The sequence below is a fragment of the Microbacterium sp. MRS-1 genome (assembly GCF_000585455.1).
GTDB classification, from domain to species: domain Bacteria; phylum Actinomycetota; class Actinomycetes; order Actinomycetales; family Microbacteriaceae; genus Microbacterium; species Microbacterium laevaniformans.
In genome coordinates, this window is sequence record NZ_JAUF01000104.1 from 1 (window position 1) to 16,406 (window position 16,406).

20 protein-coding genes and 1 pseudogene are annotated in these 16,406 nt (G+C 70.2%); 15 read left to right on the forward strand and 6 right to left on the reverse strand.

The genetic code is table 11. The features are described from left to right. The 5 genes from AS96_RS15535 to AS96_RS13915 form a co-directional block, all read left to right on the forward strand. The coding region (locus AS96_RS15535) for a putative immunity protein (RefSeq protein ID WP_036291001.1) at positions 1 to 311 on the forward strand (311 nt) is incomplete at its 5' end. A 33-nt stretch (positions 312 to 344) separates the two neighbouring features. Then, positions 345 to 857, forward strand: coding sequence for a VOC family protein (locus tag AS96_RS13900; RefSeq protein WP_036291002.1), 513 nt, complete (start codon positions 345 to 347; stop codon positions 855 to 857). Then, a complete protein-coding gene (locus AS96_RS13905; RefSeq protein ID WP_081768074.1) occupies positions 850 to 1,641 on the forward strand; it encodes a MerR family transcriptional regulator in 792 nt (263 codons plus the stop codon). The genes AS96_RS13900 and AS96_RS13905 overlap by 8 nt, the downstream gene beginning before the upstream one ends. A gap of 73 nt (positions 1,642 to 1,714) precedes the next feature. Beyond that, positions 1,715 to 2,080, forward strand: a complete 366-nt coding sequence (locus AS96_RS13910) for an ArsR/SmtB family transcription factor (protein WP_016463888.1) — start codon at positions 1,715 to 1,717, stop codon at positions 2,078 to 2,080. Continuing rightward, positions 2,077 to 3,108 carry a cation diffusion facilitator family transporter gene (locus AS96_RS13915; protein WP_036291007.1) on the forward strand — a complete coding sequence of 344 codons (1,032 nt, stop codon included), beginning with the start codon at positions 2,077 to 2,079 and terminating at the stop codon, positions 3,106 to 3,108. Before AS96_RS13910 ends, AS96_RS13915 begins: the two co-directional genes overlap by 4 nt. 27 nt (positions 3,109 to 3,135) lie before the next feature. Here the strand turns inward: AS96_RS13915 and AS96_RS13920 are convergent, their stop codons facing one another. The 3 genes from AS96_RS13920 to AS96_RS13930 all read right to left on the reverse strand — a co-directional run bounded on the left by AS96_RS13920 (position 3,136) and on the right by AS96_RS13930 (position 5,392). Continuing rightward, positions 3,136 to 3,711, reverse strand: a complete 576-nt coding sequence (locus tag AS96_RS13920; RefSeq protein ID WP_036291035.1) for a cation transporter — start codon at positions 3,709 to 3,711, stop codon at positions 3,136 to 3,138. A 113-nt stretch (positions 3,712 to 3,824) separates the two neighbouring features. Next, positions 3,825 to 4,136: a hypothetical protein gene (locus tag AS96_RS13925; RefSeq protein WP_036291009.1), complete on the reverse strand. Its 312-nt coding sequence runs from the start codon at positions 4,134 to 4,136 to the stop codon at positions 3,825 to 3,827. Further along, the gene (locus tag AS96_RS13930; RefSeq protein ID WP_036291011.1) at positions 4,136 to 5,392 is read right to left on the reverse strand and encodes an FAD-dependent oxidoreductase; all 1,257 of its coding nucleotides are present in this window, start codon (positions 5,390 to 5,392) and stop codon (positions 4,136 to 4,138) included. Before AS96_RS13930 ends, AS96_RS13925 begins: the two co-directional genes overlap by 1 nt. Before the next feature lie 152 nt (positions 5,393 to 5,544). Here AS96_RS13930 and AS96_RS13935 point away from each other — a divergent pair, with 152 nt between their 5' ends. The 5 genes from AS96_RS13935 (at position 5,545) to AS96_RS15540 (ending at position 9,137) form a co-directional block, all read left to right on the forward strand. Continuing rightward, the gene (locus tag AS96_RS13935) at positions 5,545 to 6,417 is read left to right on the forward strand and encodes an NAD-dependent epimerase/dehydratase family protein (RefSeq protein WP_036291014.1); all 873 of its coding nucleotides are present in this window, start codon (positions 5,545 to 5,547) and stop codon (positions 6,415 to 6,417) included. Between the two features lie 64 nt (positions 6,418 to 6,481). Further along, a complete protein-coding gene (locus AS96_RS13940) occupies positions 6,482 to 6,775 on the forward strand; it encodes a DUF2277 domain-containing protein (protein WP_036291017.1) in 294 nt (97 codons plus the stop codon). Between the two features lie 207 nt (positions 6,776 to 6,982). Then, the gene (locus AS96_RS13945; RefSeq protein ID WP_036291019.1) at positions 6,983 to 7,987 is read left to right on the forward strand and encodes a TerC family protein; all 1,005 of its coding nucleotides are present in this window, start codon (positions 6,983 to 6,985) and stop codon (positions 7,985 to 7,987) included. A gap of 112 nt (positions 7,988 to 8,099) precedes the next feature. Further along, on the forward strand, positions 8,100 to 8,225 hold the full coding sequence (locus AS96_RS15935) for a hypothetical protein (protein WP_255314009.1): 126 nt from the start codon (positions 8,100 to 8,102) through the stop codon (positions 8,223 to 8,225). Between the two features lie 42 nt (positions 8,226 to 8,267). After that, positions 8,268 to 9,137 carry a GNAT family N-acetyltransferase gene (locus tag AS96_RS15540; RefSeq protein WP_197017314.1) on the forward strand — a complete coding sequence of 290 codons (870 nt, stop codon included), beginning with the start codon at positions 8,268 to 8,270 and terminating at the stop codon, positions 9,135 to 9,137. A 123-nt stretch (positions 9,138 to 9,260) separates the two neighbouring features. Here the strand turns inward: AS96_RS15540 and AS96_RS13955 are convergent, their stop codons facing one another. Beyond that, on the reverse strand, positions 9,261 to 9,935 hold the full coding sequence (locus tag AS96_RS13955; protein WP_036291022.1) for a TetR/AcrR family transcriptional regulator C-terminal domain-containing protein: 675 nt from the start codon (positions 9,933 to 9,935) through the stop codon (positions 9,261 to 9,263). A 77-nt stretch (positions 9,936 to 10,012) separates the two neighbouring features. On the opposite strand from AS96_RS13955, the gene AS96_RS13960 reads away from it, so the two are divergent. Further along, positions 10,013 to 10,678 (forward strand): DUF4386 domain-containing protein, encoded by a 666-nt coding sequence (locus AS96_RS13960; RefSeq protein WP_036291024.1) that lies wholly within the window; start codon positions 10,013 to 10,015, stop codon positions 10,676 to 10,678. On the opposite strand, the gene AS96_RS13965 is transcribed toward AS96_RS13960, so the two are convergent. Further along, positions 10,645 to 10,962 (reverse strand): hypothetical protein, encoded by a 318-nt coding sequence (locus tag AS96_RS13965; protein ID WP_081768075.1) that lies wholly within the window; start codon positions 10,960 to 10,962, stop codon positions 10,645 to 10,647. The two genes, AS96_RS13960 and AS96_RS13965, sit on opposite strands and share 34 nt — an antisense overlap. Before the next feature lie 69 nt (positions 10,963 to 11,031). Here AS96_RS13965 and AS96_RS15830 point away from each other — a divergent pair. Beyond that, a pseudogene (locus AS96_RS15830) lies at positions 11,032 to 11,484 on the forward strand (serine/threonine-protein kinase); the annotation flags it as partial. 141 nt (positions 11,485 to 11,625) lie between these two features. Here the strand turns inward: AS96_RS15830 and AS96_RS13970 are convergent. Then, on the reverse strand, positions 11,626 to 12,381 hold the full coding sequence (locus AS96_RS13970) for a FadR/GntR family transcriptional regulator (RefSeq protein WP_036291026.1): 756 nt from the start codon (positions 12,379 to 12,381) through the stop codon (positions 11,626 to 11,628). A gap of 144 nt (positions 12,382 to 12,525) precedes the next feature. Between AS96_RS13970 and AS96_RS13975 the strand changes: the two genes are divergently transcribed. The 3 genes from AS96_RS13975 (at position 12,526) to AS96_RS13985 (ending at position 16,277) form a co-directional block, all read left to right on the forward strand. Continuing rightward, positions 12,526 to 14,304, forward strand: a complete 1,779-nt coding sequence (locus AS96_RS13975; RefSeq protein ID WP_036291029.1) for an L-lactate permease — start codon at positions 12,526 to 12,528, stop codon at positions 14,302 to 14,304. A 48-nt stretch (positions 14,305 to 14,352) separates the two neighbouring features. Then, positions 14,353 to 15,624: an alpha-hydroxy acid oxidase gene (locus AS96_RS13980; RefSeq protein ID WP_036291031.1), complete on the forward strand. Its 1,272-nt coding sequence runs from the start codon at positions 14,353 to 14,355 to the stop codon at positions 15,622 to 15,624. A 77-nt stretch (positions 15,625 to 15,701) separates the two neighbouring features. Next, the gene (locus AS96_RS13985) at positions 15,702 to 16,277 is read left to right on the forward strand and encodes a dihydrofolate reductase family protein (RefSeq protein WP_036291033.1); all 576 of its coding nucleotides are present in this window, start codon (positions 15,702 to 15,704) and stop codon (positions 16,275 to 16,277) included. Positions 16,278 to 16,406 lie beyond the last annotated feature (129 nt).

The window sequence follows — 16,406 nt, forward strand, 5'->3', positions numbered from 1 at the left end:
CCTCACCCGCCGCGATCGCGGCGGCCCGGTCGGCGGCGCAGGCGTCGGGCGTCGCGCACATGGGCGCGCACGCCCTCGGTGCCGCCGCCTACGCCGTGAAGGCCGTCAGCACCGCCCGGCCCGACGACGCGGATGCCGAGATCGCGTGGCAACTGCAGCGCATGACCCCGGCGGTCCGCGCCGCCCTCCGTCAGCTTCCACCGGTCGGCGAGGATGCCGCGGGTCCGTTCGTCGCCGGTGGATTGCTGGCCCGCGGCATCCTGGGATCGACCATCCACACGCTGCAGACACGGATCGCATCCGGGGCTTGACCCTCACGCGACGTCAGGCTCGATCGTGGTCTCATGACCGACCTTCCCCACGCTTTCGACATCAGCCCCGTCCCCGCCCCGGGACCCGACGCCGTCGCCCCGCCGCTGTTCCGCGGCATCTACGGCATGCCCATGTTCGTGACGATCCCGACGGCGGACCTCGCGGCATCCATCGACTTCTGGACCCGCGGCCTCGGCTTCTTCGAGCTGTTCGGCATTCCGGGGCAGATGACGCACCTGCGCCGGTGGGCGTTCCAGGACGTCCTGCTCGTCGCCGGCACACCAGACGACACCGCCCCGGCCGCGAGCGTGAGCTTCGCCTGCGTGCTCGACCAGATCGATCCGATCGCCGAGGCCCTGCGCGCCCTCGGCGTCGATGCCCACCCGCGCGACACGATGTGGAACACCCGCGACATCGAGGTCATCACCCCCGAGAACACCCGCGTGATCTTCACGGCGGGCAAGGTGTTCGACCCCGACAGCGTCGAGGGCCGCACCCTCCGCGCGGTCGGCATCGGCACCGACGACAATGAGTCCCATGTCTGACGACGGACTGCCGGTGGGCGAGACGGCTGCGCGCCTGGGCCTGACCGTGCGGACGCTCCACCACTGGGACGAGATCGGCCTCGCGAGCCCTGCAGCGAGATCGCGGGCCGGCTACCGGCTCTACACGGATGCCGATGTCGAACGCCTCCGGCGCATCGTCGTGTACCGCGAGCTCGGGCTCGACCTCGACGCGATCCGGGCCATTCTCGATGAGCCGGGGGGCGATGTCGCCGACCAGTTGCGGGTGCAGCGCGCCCAGCTCGCGCAGCGGATCGCCCAGCTCAACGACCTCGACGAGGACCTCGCCCGCATGATCGAGGCGCAGGAGCGCGGCATCCTGCTCTCCGAGGACGAGCAGCGCGACATCTTCGGCCCCGACTGGAATACCGAGTGGCCCGCGCAGGCGCGCGAGGCCTACGGACAATCGGCGCAGTGGCAGCAGTACGCGGAGCGTGCGGCGTCGCGCTCGGCCGGCGACTGGGCGGCGGTGACCGAGGCGATGACCGCGTTCGAGCTCGAGATGGGCGCCGCCGTCGACGGCGGAGCGACACCCGGGGATGCCGTGGCGAACGGCCTCGTCGAACGACACCGCACCCTGCTCTCGCAGTTCTTCCCGGTCACACGCCAGATGCAGGTGTGCCTCGGGCGGATGTATGTCGCCGACCCGCGCTTCTCCGCGCACTACGACGCGGTGCGGTCGGGGCTGGCGGCGTGGCTGAGCCGGGCCATCGATGAGAGCGCGCGCGCCGCGGGCATCGACCCCGATACCGCCACGTGGGAGTGAGGGACGTGCCTGCGGCATCCGGCGTCACCGAAGGGTGCGAGTGGCCTCCCGCGATGAAGTAACGTATCTGCGTATGAGTGCAGATAAGCAGCAATGCGGATTTTCGGTCGAGAGCCCGTATGTGGAGCTTGCGGTCGAGGTCTTCGGAATGCTTGCCGACGCCACGCGGGTACGAATCATTCTCGCGCTGGACGCGGCCGGGGAACTCTCGGTGAATCACATCGCCGACATCGTCGACAAGTCGCCCGCTGCGGTGTCTCAGCATCTCGCGAAGCTGCGGCTCGCCCGGATCGTCGGGACCCGCCAGGAGGGGCAGCGTGTGTTCTACCGACTCGAGAATGAGCACGCGTCTCAGCTCGTCGCCGACGCGATCTTCCAAGCCGAGCACTCGCTTGGCGGGACCCCCCGTCACCATCACGCCGAGGACGAAGCCCGATGACGCCGTCGCACGTGCACTCCTCGCACCATGACCATGACCATGACCACGCCTTGCATAGTGACGGTGGCGTGCATCTCCATGACCACGATCACCCCTCGGGGCTGAAGGGCTTCTTGCGCGGCTTGTTCGTGCCGCATACCCACGACGCGGCCGACTCGATCGATGATGCGATGGAGGCTAGTCACGAGGGTGTGCGCGCGTTAGTGATCAGCCTCGTGATCCTGTTGGTGACGACGATTCTGCAGGCCGTCGTGTTCCTGTTCAGCGGCTCGGTGGCCTTGTTGGCCGACACCGTGCACAACTTCTCGGATGCTCTCACCGCGATCCCGCTGTGGGTCGCGTTCATCCTCGGTCGGCGTGCCGCGAACCGCCGGTACACGTACGGGTTCGGTCGCGCGGAAGATCTCGCCGGCCTCTTCATCGTCGTGGTCGTTGCCCTGTCTGCGGTTGTTGCGGCGTGGCAGTCGATCGACCGGCTCCTGCACCCGCAACCGTTGCAGAACGTCTGGTGGGTGGTCGTCGCCGGTGTGATCGGCTTCGCCGGCAACGAGCTTGTCGCGATCTACCGGATCCGCATCGGGAGACGAATCGGGTCGGCAGCTCTGGTCGCGGACGGCGTCCACGCGCGTACCGATGGCTTCACCTCTCTCGCCGTGGTCATCGGCGGTGCCGGAGTGCTGCTCGGCTTTCCCCTCGCTGACCCGATCGTCGGCATCATCATCTCCATCGCGATCTTCGTCCTGCTGCTCGGCACGATCGGCTCGATTGGACGCCGACTCATGGACGCGATCGAACCAGAGCTTCTCGAACGCGCCGAGCACGCTCTCGCCCACGTCGACGGCATCGATAGCGTGGAGCGCATCCGGCTACGGTGGGTCGGTCATCGCCTCGAAGGCGACGCAATCGTCACCGCCGACCCGGAGCGCACCGAGATCGGCGGCCTCGCCGAGGCAAGCATCCGCGCGCACCTGCCCCACGTCGACGAGTTCCTGATCAGCGTTCGAAGCTCATCGGCCGCTGCACGATGACCTGCGGGCGCACGGTGCTCGTGCCCGTCAGAGCGTGGGGTCGGTTTCGGCGCGGGCGGCCATCCAGACAGCTCGGGCGGCATCGGCGTTGAGGAGGCCGATGCCAGCGCCCACGATGATGTCGAGCCAGCCGGTGGCGAACCAGAACGTGAGGATGCCGACGGCGATGATCGCCAGATTGGCGAGGGCGTCGTTGCGGGCGGAGAGCCATGCCGCCTTCGTGAGGCTGCCGCGGTGGTGGCGGTGACGCACGAGCAGGAATGCCGCGGTGAGGTTGACTAGGAGGGCTCCGATGGCGGTGATCGTGAGAGCTCCCGGCGGCGGGGGCACGGGGTCGAATGCCTTCGCGACGGCCATCCATATCGTCGCGATCGCCGGAATCAAGATCACGAATGCCAGCGCAGAACCCACGGTCCGCCGGCGCGCCGCGGTCCATGGCAGCGCCGCGAAGATCAACAGGTTGATGAGCGCGTCTTCGAGGAAGTCGACACTGTCCGCGAACAGCGACACAGCCCCAATGGTGAGTGCGACGGTGAACTCGACGAGGAAGAAGGCGAGGTTGAGGAGCGCAACGACCAGCATGACGTGTCGGACGGCTTTCACGGTGCCATTCTCACAGCGATGAGCCACGGGGATGGTCTGCTCGGCCTCCGGACCGCGCCGGTGTGCGGTGCGCACCCGGTTATCGGTGGGGGAGCGAGGTCCAGGGGCGCACGTCACTGCGTCGCGACGCGAATCGCGTACATCGCGATGACCGTGGTCACGACCACCAGCGCCATCCCGCCGACCGGCGCCCACCAGCTCGGGCGGAAGCCGCGCGCCACCACGATCACCGCGCTCACCAGCGCCGCGACGACAGACACGACCAGCGCGCCGCGAGACGCCACGGTCACGAGGGTGAAGTCGCACCGGTCTCCGCAGCCGTCGATGCTGAATGTCTGCATCACGACCATGACGTACGCGATGGACGAGACGATCACCTGCAACACGAGCAGGCCCACCGACCGCAGCGGCTCCGCCTCGCCCATCACACGCCCGCGTCCACGAGCACCGCGCGAGCAGCGCGCTCGCCGGATGCGAGAGCGCCCTGGATCGACGCCGCATGTCGGTGGTCGCCGGCGAGGTACATCCGGTCGGTGACGCGCGGCGGGCGGGGCGCGCGCAGCGGTGCCGGCTGGGAGGGCAGCGCATCGGGGATGTCGTCGCGACGCAGCAGCTGCCAGTCCGTGACTCCGGCATCCCACAGCTCGGCGAGGTGCCGGCGCACGTCGTTCTCGCCTGCGGCCGCGCCGCCCCGCGGCAGCAGGCACGTCGCCTCGATGAGATGACGCCCCACGGGCGCATACGACGGCACGGCGTGCGACACGACCGCCGTGTTCACGACCGGCCCGCGGCGGGCGGCGTCGCGTCCGTCGACGCGCAGCAGAGCGGATGCCGAGGGTGCTGCTGTCGCCGCGAACCACCACGTCTGCAGCCCGTTGGTCGCGGGTCGCGGCACCGGCGCCAGCTCCGCCACCGACTCCGCGCCGACGGCCACCACGACCCGCCCGGCGCGGAGGGCCTCGCCACCCGCGACGCCGACCTCGACGATCGGGCCGTCCCTGTCGATGCGCTCCGCTCGCGCCCCGAGCCGGATCTCCGCGCCCGCAGCACGCGCCCGCGCCGCCAGCTGCGCCGGCACCGCCGCGATCCCCTGCGCGGGAAGCCCCGGCCGCCCCAGCGCGAAGTACCGCACCAACTCCTGTACGAACGCGTTCGAGCTGCCCTCACGGTCCTCGGCGACGACACCGGCGAGGAACGGCTCGAGCACGGCGGTGCGCAGGGGGCCGCGCAGGCCCGCGGCATCCCACCCCTCGCGCAGCGCGCGATCGCTTCGCGCCCGTGCCGACAGCCGCCGCGTGAACGCCGGCGTCAGCCAGCGTGCGAACGCCACGGCATCCGCAGCGCTCACCAGCCCGCTGCCGATCGTTCGGGGGATCGACAGCGGCGAGCGCAGCGGATGCCGCAGCTCAGCCAGGCCGCGATCGGTGCGCACCTGCACGCCCACGGGGAACGACCGCAGCGCCAGAGCGTCGAGATCGATGCTGCGACGCAGCGCCGGATACGCCGGGTTGAGCACCTGAAAGCCACGATCGAGTCGGAAACCTTCGACGAGGTCGGTGCGCTGACGGCCGCCGACCTCATCTCCGGCGTCGAGCACGACGACCTCGAGCCCGCGCTCGGCCAGCACCACCGCGCACCGCAGCCCCGCGAGTCCTGCTCCGATCACCACGACGTCATGCATCGCCGCTCCGCCTCTCGTCGTCGGACGCGTCCGGGGTCCCCGCCGCACCGTCGCATGCCGCCAGCTTAGGCATGCCGCGGCATCCGATCTCGGGGTTGACGAGCGGGTCGAATCCGGCCCTCGCTCCCCGCCGTCGTGCCTACGATGACGGAATGAAGATCCTCCTCACCGGTGCCACCGGCTACATCGGCTCGTCCGTGCTCGACGTTCTGCGCGCCCATGGTCACGACGTCGTTGCGCCGGTGCGCAGTGCGCACGCCGCGCAGAAGGCCACGGCGACCGGTGCGACTGCGGTGGTCGGCGACGTCACCGACGCCGACTGGTTCACTCCGCTGCTGGAGGGCGTGGATGCTGCGATCCACACCGCCGCACCGGGTGACGGCACGGCCCCCCAGTTCGACAGCGCCGTCGCCGATGCCGTCATCGCCGCGTTCGGCGGCACCGGCAAGCCCTACATCCACACGGGCGGTCTCTGGATCCACGGCCCGTCGGACGACCTCACCGAGCAGACCCCGTTCCACCCGCCCGCGATCGTCGCCTGGCGTGAGGAGGTGGAGTCACGGCTCGCCGCCGCAGAGCTCGCCCTCACGATCGTCGAGCCCGGCATCGTGCACGGCCACGGCGCCGGAATCCCCGCCATGCTGGCCTCCGCGCCTCGTGACGGCGAAGGCCGCCTCACCGTCATCGGCGACGGCACCCAGCACTGGGCGACCGTGCACGTCGACGACCTCGCCGAACTGTACGTGCGGGTGATCGAGCGCTCCGCGCCGGTCGGACGCGTGCTGGGTCTCAGCGGCCACAACGCGACGGTCACCGAGCTCGGCGAAGCGCTCGCCGACGGTCCGGTCGCTGCGGAGGGCGTCGAGGCCTCGCGCGCACGCCTGGGCGCCCCCTTCGCCGATGCGCTCATGCTCGACCAGCAGGGACGCGGCGAGAAGGCGCGCTCCCTCGGCTGGATACCCGCCCGCCCGCCGCTGCTCGAGGAGATCCGCGCCGGCGCCTACGGGTCGGCCGCGCAGGGCTGATCGGGGCTGCCCGCGCGCGGCGCCACCTCTGTCGCTGCCGCGCGCCGCGGTCTACGCTCGCCGCATGTGCCGAAACATCCGGGTGCTCCACAACTTCGAACCGCCCACCACCGATGACGAGGTGCGCGAAGCGGCCCTGCAGTTCGTCCGCAAAGTGAGTGGATCGACGCATCCTTCGCGCGCCAACGCCGAGGCGTTCGACGCGGCCATCGACGAGATCGCCGCCGCCACGCGTCGCCTGCTTGACGCGCTCGTGACGACCGCACCGCCGAAGAACCGTGAGGCCGAGGCGGTCAAGGGACGCGCCCGCCACGAGAAGCGGATGGAGCGCGAGGTGCGCATCCGCACGGCATCCTGATCGCCGGCGCTGGTCGGATGCTGCGGCACCCGGCGACTTCCCAGCTTCGCGTCACTTCGCTGCCCTACTGTGTCAGCAGTCCAGGGGGAGTACTCCGATACGGACGGCTCGTCATTACGGTCGCGTCGCGGCCCGGGCCGACCGGTCCCGCAAGGGATGGGGGAGACTCTGGCGTCGACCACGTCACGCCATTTTCGGGAGCCTCCTGTGAACATCACCCCGCTCGTGTGGATCATCACGATCGCCGTCACCATCGCCTTCTTCGTGTGGGAGTTCTTCGCGCACGTGCGCAAGCCGCACGAGCCGACCGTCGGCGAGTCCGCGCGCTGGTCGGCCTTCTACATCGGCCTCGCGCTTCTGTTCGGTGTCGGTGTGGGCGTCTTCTCGGGGTGGGGATACGGCGGCGAGTACTTCGCCGGGTACCTCACCGAGAAGGCCCTGTCGATCGACAACCTGTTCGTGTTCCTCATCGTCATGACCGGGTTCGCGGTGCCGAAGATGTACCAGCAGAAAGTGCTGATGATCGGCATCGTCATCGCCCTCATCATGCGCGGCGCCTTCATCGCCGTCGGGGCGGCGCTGATCGAGAACTTCTCGTGGGTGTTCTACCTCTTCGGCGCGCTGCTGCTGTTCCTCGCCTACCGACAGGCGTTCGCGCACGGCGAGTCCAACCCCGCCGACGGCTGGTTCATGCGCCTCGTGCGCCGCGTGCTGCCGGTCAGCGACGAGTACGACGGCGACCGGCTCACGGTGAAGAAGGACGGTCGCCGCTTCGTCACCCCCATGCTCCTCGTCATCGTCGCGATCGGCTTCATCGACCTCGTCTTCGCCGTCGACTCGATCCCCGCGATCTACGGGCTCACCGAGGAGGCCTACCTCGTCTTCACGGCGAACGCCTTCGCACTGATGGGTCTGCGCCAGCTCTACTTCCTCATCGGCGGTCTGCTCGAGCGCCTCGTGTACCTCGCCCAGGGACTCGCCGTGATCCTCGCGTTCATCGGCGTGAAGCTGCTCATCCACGCGCTCCACAAGAACGAGCTCCCGTTCATCAACGGCGGCGAGCACGTGACGTTCATTCCCGAGATCCCCATCTGGCTGTCGCTGCTGTTCATCGCTGCCACCGTCGCCGTCGCGACGATCGCGAGCCTCCTGAAGACGCGGAAGGATGCCCGGGGCGACGCCCTGCCCGCCGCGCGCCACGACTCCCGCTGAGGGGCGCCGTCGCGCCCTGATCGCACGCGCGGCAGGCCGCGGGGGCGCGTCCGCCCGTCCGGCTCTCGGCTGGACGCGCCCGAGGAGAGGACGTGGCAGGGCTTCTCCGACGTTGCCGAGGTCCTGGCCGCCGCGGCACAGCATCTTCTTCGCGAACGGCCTCGACCTGCCGTGGGAGCGGGCCCCCACGTGGGATCCCGCCGTGTTCGAGATCGTCGATTCGGCCCTCACCGCCTGAGGCGCACGCCCGGCATCCGTCTGCGAGCATGAGCGTATGACCATGAGTCCGCCATCCCGGGCCGTGCGCGTGCGCCCGGCATCCGTCGACGACGCCCGGGGCATCGCCGCGGTTCATGTCCAGGCCTGGCGCGAGGCGTATGTCCGCCAGCTTCCGGCGACGGTCCTCGCCGGGTTGCGGGTCGAGCCGCGCATCGAGCGGTGGGCGTCGATCATCGAAGACGACGTCACCGACGTCTTCGTCGCCGAGGTCGACGGGCGGATCGTCGGCTGGGCGACGGCCGGTGACGGGCGCGACGACGATCGGCCGACGTCGCGGGAGCTGGAGGGCATCTACGTCCTGGCGGCGCACCACGGTACCGGTGCGGGGCAGCTGCTGCTGGACGCGGCGATCGGTGCCGGCGACGCCTACCTCTGGATGATGGACGACAACCCCCGCGCCGAAGCGTTCTATCTGCGCAATGGCTTCGTCCGCGACGGGCTCGAACGCGATCAGCTCTTTGCCGGCCATCCCATCCACATCGTGCGGCTGGCGCGTCACGCCGCAGTGCGGCAATGGGAGGCGGTGAAGGATGCCGAGACGGCCCTGCTCACCGCCGACGTGCGCCGCGACACCGCGCGGGTCGACGAGCTGCTGCACCCCGCTTTCGTCGAGATCGGCCGCTCCGGCGCCCTCTGGACGCGGGAGCAGATCGTCGGTGCGCTTGCCGAGGAGAGCGCGGACTCGCGCGTCACGCCGCAGACCGATGAGTGGCAGTTCCGTCAGCTCTCGCCCGAGCTGGTGCTGGTCACCTATCGGCTCACGACGCCCTCGCGGATCAGTCGGCACTCATCACTGTGGGACGTCGGCGGCACCGCACCGCGCCTGCGCTTCCATCAGGGCACGGTCGTGCCGCCGGCATCCGCTCAGTAGCGGGGCGCGACGTCAGCCGTCCTTGCGCTCCCACTCCGCGCGCAACAGCCCGAGAACCACCATGTCCTCGTAGGCGCCGCGCACCCACGCATGCTCGCGCAAGCGGCCTTCCCTGACTCCACGTCAACGGCGGAGCGCGTCACCAGCTCCGGTCGATGTCCACGCCTGCTCGTGCCGGCGGCGGATGCCGTCGAGCAGCAGGTCGAGGGCGAAGGCGAACTCCGCGTCGTCGTCGCAGGCCTCCCCGGCGTGCGGCGCCGTGGTGGCCATGCGGACGATCGCGGGGTATGCCGTCGCGAACGCGGCCATCGTGGTGGCGCGCTCCCGCGGGTCGTCGGGGGGAACCGGCGTCGGCAGCACGTCGCGCGTGAAGCCCCACATGCGGGTGCTCAACGCGTGCATGGCGTGATGCACGAGATCCGCCGACAGTCCCCCCTCGAACATGTCCGCCATGAGCGCGTCCATGTGCGCGAGGACGCGAGGTGTGGCGCGCTCACGCGTCTCGATCGCCTGCCGGGTCCAGGCGTGCGATGACAGTGCGACGCGCACGGCCATGATCCGAGAACGCACGGCGTCGTCCCATGACGCGGTCGGCGCGGGTGAAGCGACGCCGGCGAGAACCCGGTCGAGCATCGCGTCCACGAGGGCGGCGCGGTCATCGAGGTGCTTGTACAGCGCCATCGGCGTGACCCCCAGGCGCTCGGCGACCGCACGCATGCTCGCCGCGTCGAGGCCGCCCTCGTCGGCGATGGCGGTCGCCGCGTCGACGATGCGCTCCAGGTCGAGACGCGGACGCATAGTTGACACGTATACACCGTACACCTAGTCTGTTGCCGAATCGGTGTACGCCGTATACCACCCGCGAAAGGAACCCCGTGTCTCAGCTCGCCCGACGCCAGGCCCGCCTCGCCGGCGTCCTCTATCTCGTCACGCATGTCACCTCGGTCGCCGCCGTGATCGCCTACGGCGGAGGTCTCCTCCGCGCCGGTGTCGCCCTGGAATTCGTGCTCGCACTCGGGTGCCTCGGCACCGGCGTGCTGCTCTGGGTGTTGCTGCAGTCGCGCGGTCCTGCCCGCGCCGCGAGCTTCGCGCTGCTGCGCACGCTCGAAGCGGCGGTGATCGTCGCGGGGGCGCTCCCGATGCTCGGATCGGCGCTTGTGAACGCCACGGCCGAGGGCGAGTCTACGGCGATGCACACGGCCGCGTTCCTGCTCGGTCAAGGCCTCGTCATCAGCGTCAACACCGTGATCCTCGGCTGGCTGCTGTGGGACGCGCGGGCCGTGCCCCGCGCCCTCGCCGCACTGGGAATCGCGGGCGGAGTGATCGTGCTCGTCAGCAACGGGCTGCAGCTCGCCGGAGCGATCCCGCTGAACGGCGTCGCCGCCGGCGTCGCCGCGGTGCCCGTCTTCGCTTTCGAGATCTGGTTCGCCGTCTGGCTCATCGCCGTCGGTGTACGGTCGGAGCCCGGCATCCGCGCAGCACACGAAGGGGGCCTGCCGAACTCACCTCACGCCTTGAAGAGGCCCCAGGTGAACACGTAGAGCAGTCCGACCAGGATCAGCGCTGCCAGCGCGGCCCCGGCAGCCGCCCTCAGCGTGAGTCCCAGACGCCCGCGGAACACCACGAGGAGCCCGCCGCCACTGATCGTCAGCACGGCGCCGATCACGGGGAGCGCGTTACCCCACACCCATCGTGCTCGTTCCTGGTCGGTCGGGCCGTCGACGGGCAACTCGCCGCCCATCCCGGATACGAGGGCGGCGCCCACCGCGATGCAGGCCGCCCCGGCCGCGTACAGCAGGCCGAGGAGAATTGTCTCACCGCGCATTCTGGGGGGCATGCGCGGTGAGGCGAGTCGGATGCGTCGCATATTGGAGGGAAGACGACACTGGAGCTCGTGCCGGGGCAGACGCTTCACGACCGTCTTGCGCAGAACGCGTTGACCGGTGGGGAGGTCGTCTCGCTCATCATCGGTCTCGCCGGCGCGCTGGCGGTCGTCCACCACGCCGGCATCGTCCACCGCGATATCAAGCCTGCGAACGTGCTGCTGCGCCCGATCCGGCACGGAGTCGTCCCGTTCCGGCCGGTTCTCGTGGACTTCGGCGTCGCACACCTCCTCGACGCAGCCCGCGTCACCTCGCCCGGAGTCGTGATCGGCACGGCCTCCTATCCCGCCCCCGAACAGGTGCGAGGTGAACCCACCGTGCCGGCGTCCGACATCTATGCGCTCGGTCTGCTCACCATCGAAGCGCTCACCGGGACGAAGCAGTTCGTCGGTGAGTCGATTCAGGCGACGATCCTCGCCCGACTCACTCGACACCCCGAGGTTCCCGGAGGGCTCGGCCAAGGATGGAGGTCGCTACTCACCGCGATGACCTCCCTCGACCCGTCGTCGCGGCCCACGGCGGAGGTGTTCCAGCGTGTGCGTGCGCGCCTGCGAAGCGAGCGCCCCGGCCGCCGAGACAGGGTGGCAGGCGCAGGCGGCTGCCCCTCATGCGCGACTGTCTGGCGACTCGAGGCCGAACAGTACGGATGCCGCGCGACGGATGTGCGCTTCGGTGAGGTCGGCGGCGCGGGCCGGATCTCCCTCGTCGATGGCTGCATAGATCGCGCGGTGCTCGCGGCGCAGGCGCTGCGCCTCGTCGGGCCACTCCTCGGTGCGTTCGGCGGCGCGCAGGATCGGCACCTTCATGGCGCTGCGGATCGCCGCGGTCAGCGCGGCCGAGAGGGCACTGCCCGAGGCCTCCGCGATCGCGAGGTGGAACTGCGTGTCGGCCTCGTTGAACGAGTCGCGGGAGGAGTGCGGCTGATCCATGCGGTCCAGCGCCTCGACCATCCGCGACCGCGCCGTGTCGTCGTGCCGGCGGGACGCCGATGCCGCGCTGGCGCGCTCGAGCACGACGCGCGCATCGGTCACGTCCTGGATCGTGAAGTTCGACAGCGCGACGTGCAGGCGGAGGAAGCGAGTGAGCGCATCGCGCGGCAGGGCCGCCACGAATGTCCCGGCGGTGGCGCCCGCTCCGGGCTGGGAGCGCAGTACGCCCTGTGCCTCGAGCACACGGACCGCTTCGCGCACTCCCGCCCGGCTGACCTCCAGGCTCGTCGAGAGCTCCCGCTCGGGGGGCAGCGCGTCACCGACCTGCAGGGCGCCGGACAGGATCCGGTCCTCGATCGCCTCGATCACGAGCTCGTGGGCGCGCGCCTTCTTGACCGGCTGCCACAGGGAATCGGGTGCGTTCTCCGCCATCGGATCCGCGCCACCTCTCTCGAATCTCTTGACAGCCTAGCGGTCAGTCACATAGATTGCGCTAGCGGTCAGACCTCTAAAAGGTCCGCATCCGCACCCCGGTCACTCCGCCCTTCGCACAACGACGTACGAAAAGAGACAGAGATGTACACACCCGAACTCGCCCCGGTCGGCGGGAGCCTCGCGCTCTCCGCTCTCGTGGCCAGCCTCCCGTTCCTCACGGTGTTCCTCGCGCTCGGCGTGCTGCGCTGGAAGGCGCACTGGGCGGGACTGACCGGACTCGCGGTCGCCGTCCTGGTCGCGGTGCTCGGTTTCCGGATGCCGATCGACCTCGCACTCCTCGCATCCACGCAGGGTTTCGTCTTCGGGCTGTTCCCGATCATGTGGATCGTGCTCAATGCGATCTGGCTCTATGAGCTGACGGTGCGCAGCGGCCGCTTCGAGGACCTCCGGCGCGTGATCAACGCCCTCTCCGACGACCCGCGCATCCAAGCCGTCATCATCGCGTTCGGCTTCGGCGGACTGCTCGAAGCGCTCGCCGGCTTCGGCGCACCGGTCGCCATCACGGGCGTGATGCTCATGGCCGCCGGCTTCTCGCCGATGCGTGCGGCCGTCATCGTGCTGCTGGCCAACACCGCGCCCGTCGCGTTCGGCGCGGTCGGCACGCCCATCGTCACCGCCGGGGCCCTCACGGGCATCGACTACCGGCACATCGGCGCCATCGTCGGCCACCAGACGCCCCTGATCGCGGTCTTCGTCCCGCTCATCATCGTGCTGCTCGCCGACGGGTGGCGCGGCATCCGCGAGACCTGGCCCGCGACGGTCGTGTTCGGTGTCGTGTTCGCGATCGCCCAGTGGGTCAGTGCGACGTGGATCTCGGTGGAGCTCACCGACATCGTCGCCTCGCTCGCCGGCATCCTCGCCGCCGTCATCCTCCTGCGCTTCTGGCAGCCGCGCGGCACGGAGGCCGCCCGTGAGCGTCTGCTCACCAACGCCGCCGTCGACCTGCTCGCCAGCGAGAAGGCGGCCACCGGCAGCATCCGCACCCGTCGGGCCGGGTCGCGCGCGGCCCGTGCCGGGTCGGCCACGGGCACGTCCTCGGCATCCGCGTCGACGCGCACCACCACCGGCCCCGTTGCGACCACCGGCGCCGTCCCGGTATCGGACGTCCCGCTCGACGCGCGGACGGTCTTCCTCGCGACCTTCCCGTACCTGCTCGTCATCGTCGTCTTCTCGCTCGCCAAGCTCGTCCCCGACCTCAAGGCGGCCCTCGGCGCGACCGACGTGAAGATCCCCTGGCCGGGCCTGAACGGCCACATCCTCACCTCGTCCGGCGCCGCATCCGGGGCGACGGTGTACACGCTGCCGTGGCTGTCGTCGGCAGGCAGCCTGCTCGTGATCTGCGGCGTCGTCGTGGCGCTCGTCTACCGTCTGCCGCTGCAGGACGCCGCCCGAACGTGGTGGCAGACGCTCGTGAAGCTCCGCTTCTCGCTGCTCACGGTCGGATCGGTGCTGGCCCTCGCCTACCTCATGAACATCTCCGGACAGACGCTGACGATCGGCGCGTTCATCGCCGGCACCGGAGCCCTGTTCGCCTTCCTCTCGCCGATCCTCGGCTGGTTCGGAACGGCAGTCACCGGTTCGGACACGAGCGCCAACGCGCTGTTCGCCACGCTGCAGCAGAGCGCCGCGCTCAAGGCCGGCCTCGACCCGGCGCTGCTCGTCGCGGCCAACACCTCCGGCGGTGTCATCGGCAAGATGATCAGCCCGCAGAACCTCGCCATCGCCGCCACCGCCGTGGGCCTGGTCGGCCAAGAGTCGGCGATCCTCCGCCGCGTCATCTGGTGGAGCATCGGCATGCTCGCCGCCATGTGTCTGCTCGTCGGTCTGCAGTCCTCCGTCCTCTCGTGGATGCTGCCCTGATCCGGCCCGCGTCACCACACACCGTCGTCCCCACCTGAAAGGCCCGCCATGTCACCCGTGAAGCGTCAGCTGCCCAAGCCCGGCGAGCTCCTGGAGCTCATGCAGTTCAAGAAGCCCGAACTCGACGGCCGCAAGCGCCGTCTCGAGGGCGCCCTCACGATCGCCGACCTGCGCACGATCGCCAAGCGTCGTACGCCGAAGGCCGCCTTCGACTACACCGATGGTGCGGCGGAGGGCGAGCTGTCGCTGGCGCGCGCCCGCCAGGCCTTCCAGGACGTCGAGTTCCACCCCGACATCCTGCGCCCCGCCGCCGAGGTCGACATGTCGACGGAGATCCTCGGTGGCCCCTCGGCGCTGCCCTTCGGCATCGCGCCCACCGGCTTCACCCGGCTGATGCAGACCGAGGGCGAGACGGCGGGGGCGGGAGCCGCCGGTGCCGCCGGCATCCCGTTCACCCTCTCGACCCTCGGCACCACCTCGATCGAGGACGTCAAGGCCGCGAACCCGCACGGGCGCAACTGGTTCCAGCTGTACGTCATGCGCGACCGCGAGATCTCGTACGGTCTCGTCCGCCGGGCGGCGGCCGCGGGCTTCGACACGCTGCAGTTCACCGTCGACACCCCCGTCGCGGGCGCGCGCCTGCGCGACAAGCGCAACGGCTTCTCGATCCCGCCGCAGCTGACGGTCGGCACCATCATCAACGCCATCCCGCGGCCCTGGTGGTGGATCGACTTCCTCACCACCCCCAAGCTCGAGTTCGCGTCGCTGTCGACGACCGGCGGCACGGTGGGCGAGCTGCTGAACTCCGCGATGGACCCGACCATCAGCTACGACGACCTCGACGTCATCCGCAGCCTCTGGCCCGGCAAGATCGTGGTCAAGGGCGTGCAGAACGTCGAGGACTCGAAGCGTCTCATCGACCGCGGCGTCGACGGCATCATCCTCTCCAACCACGGCGGACGGCAGCTCGACCGGGCGCCCATCCCGTTCCACCTCCTGCCGGAGGTCGTGCGCGAGGTCGGCAAAGATGCCACGGTCATGATCGACACCGGCATCATGAACGGCGCCGACATCGTCGCGGCCGTGGCGATGGGGGCGAAGTTCACGCTGATCGGGCGCGCCTACCTCTACGGCCTGATGGCGGGCGGACGTCAGGGTGTCGACCGCACGATCGAGATCCTCCGCACCGAGATCGAGCGCACCATGAAGCTCCTGGGCGTGTCGACCCTCGCCGAACTCGAGCCGCGGCACGTGACGCAGCTCGAGCGCCTCGTGCCGCGGGCCGCGAACGGGGGCGTGCTGACCTCGGCATCTCGTTGACGCGGAGCGACCGGGTGTCGCCCCGCCGCGGGCGGGGGTAGCGTCGAGGGCGCAGCACCGTCGCGAAGGAGCGGAACGTGGGCCGGATCATCCTCTCCATGTCGCACTCGCTCGACGGCTACATCACGGATGCCGAGGGCCGCTTCGACTGGGGCGTGCCCGACGAGCACATCTTCCGTGCCGCCCTCGAGGAGGTGCGTGGTCTCAGCGCCCACTTCCTGGGCCGGCGCCTTTACGAGACGATGCGGTACTGGGAGGATCCGGAGGTCGCACCCACCCTCGATCCGCTCGAGCGCGAGTTCGCCGAGGTCTGGAACGAGCTGCCGAAGATCGTCGTCTCGTCGACGCTGGATGCCGCGCCCGGGCAGAACACGACGTTGCTGCAGGGCGATCTCGTGGAGGAGATCGCGCGCCTGCGCGACGACGACGAGGTCGGGGAGATCGCGATCGGGGGTGCGACACTGGCGGCCGCGGTGGCCGCAGCCGGACTCGTGGACGAGTATCGGAGCGTCGTGTACCCGATCCTGCTCGGCGGGGGCACCCCGTTCTATCCGCGGGGCGTCGGTCCGACGAGCCTCGAACTCGTCTCGAGCCGCCGGTGGGCCCGCGGCATCCAGGCGTTGCGCTACCGCGTGGTGCGGCCCCCGCGCTGAGCGCGTGCGGTGGGCGGGGGCTTGCAGGCGTGCCGACCGCCGGCGGGAGCGGCGGCATGCGGCGGCGGCATCCGAAGTGCAAGGGATGCCGGGCGACACGCCGGTGCGACGCGCGCCCGGGCGGCGTGT

Coding starts and splice junctions, on each gene's coding strand:
- AS96_RS13905 (WP_081768074.1), top strand. CDS start 850: ATGTCTGACGACGGACTGCCGGTGGGCGAGACGGCTGCGCGCCTGGGC.
- AS96_RS13930 (WP_036291011.1), bottom strand. CDS start 5,392: ATGCATGACGTCGTGGTGATCGGAGCAGGACTCGCGGGGCTGCGGTGC.
- AS96_RS13915 (WP_036291007.1), top strand. CDS start 2,077: ATGACGCCGTCGCACGTGCACTCCTCGCACCATGACCATGACCATGAC.
- AS96_RS13910 (WP_016463888.1), top strand. CDS start 1,715: ATGAGTGCAGATAAGCAGCAATGCGGATTTTCGGTCGAGAGCCCGTAT.
- AS96_RS15540 (WP_197017314.1), top strand. CDS start 8,268: ATGAGTCCGCCATCCCGGGCCGTGCGCGTGCGCCCGGCATCCGTCGAC.
- AS96_RS13940 (WP_036291017.1), top strand. CDS start 6,482: ATGTGCCGAAACATCCGGGTGCTCCACAACTTCGAACCGCCCACCACC.
- AS96_RS13900 (WP_036291002.1), top strand. CDS start 345: ATGACCGACCTTCCCCACGCTTTCGACATCAGCCCCGTCCCCGCCCCG.
- AS96_RS13935 (WP_036291014.1), top strand. CDS start 5,545: ATGAAGATCCTCCTCACCGGTGCCACCGGCTACATCGGCTCGTCCGTG.
- AS96_RS13965 (WP_081768075.1), bottom strand. CDS start 10,962: ATGCGCGGTGAGACAATTCTCCTCGGCCTGCTGTACGCGGCCGGGGCG.
- AS96_RS13955 (WP_036291022.1), bottom strand. CDS start 9,935: ATGCGTCCGCGTCTCGACCTGGAGCGCATCGTCGACGCGGCGACCGCC.
- AS96_RS13970 (WP_036291026.1), bottom strand. CDS start 12,381: ATGGCGGAGAACGCACCCGATTCCCTGTGGCAGCCGGTCAAGAAGGCG.
- AS96_RS13980 (WP_036291031.1), top strand. CDS start 14,353: ATGTCACCCGTGAAGCGTCAGCTGCCCAAGCCCGGCGAGCTCCTGGAG.
- AS96_RS13925 (WP_036291009.1), bottom strand. CDS start 4,136: ATGGGCGAGGCGGAGCCGCTGCGGTCGGTGGGCCTGCTCGTGTTGCAG.
- AS96_RS13975 (WP_036291029.1), top strand. CDS start 12,526: ATGTACACACCCGAACTCGCCCCGGTCGGCGGGAGCCTCGCGCTCTCC.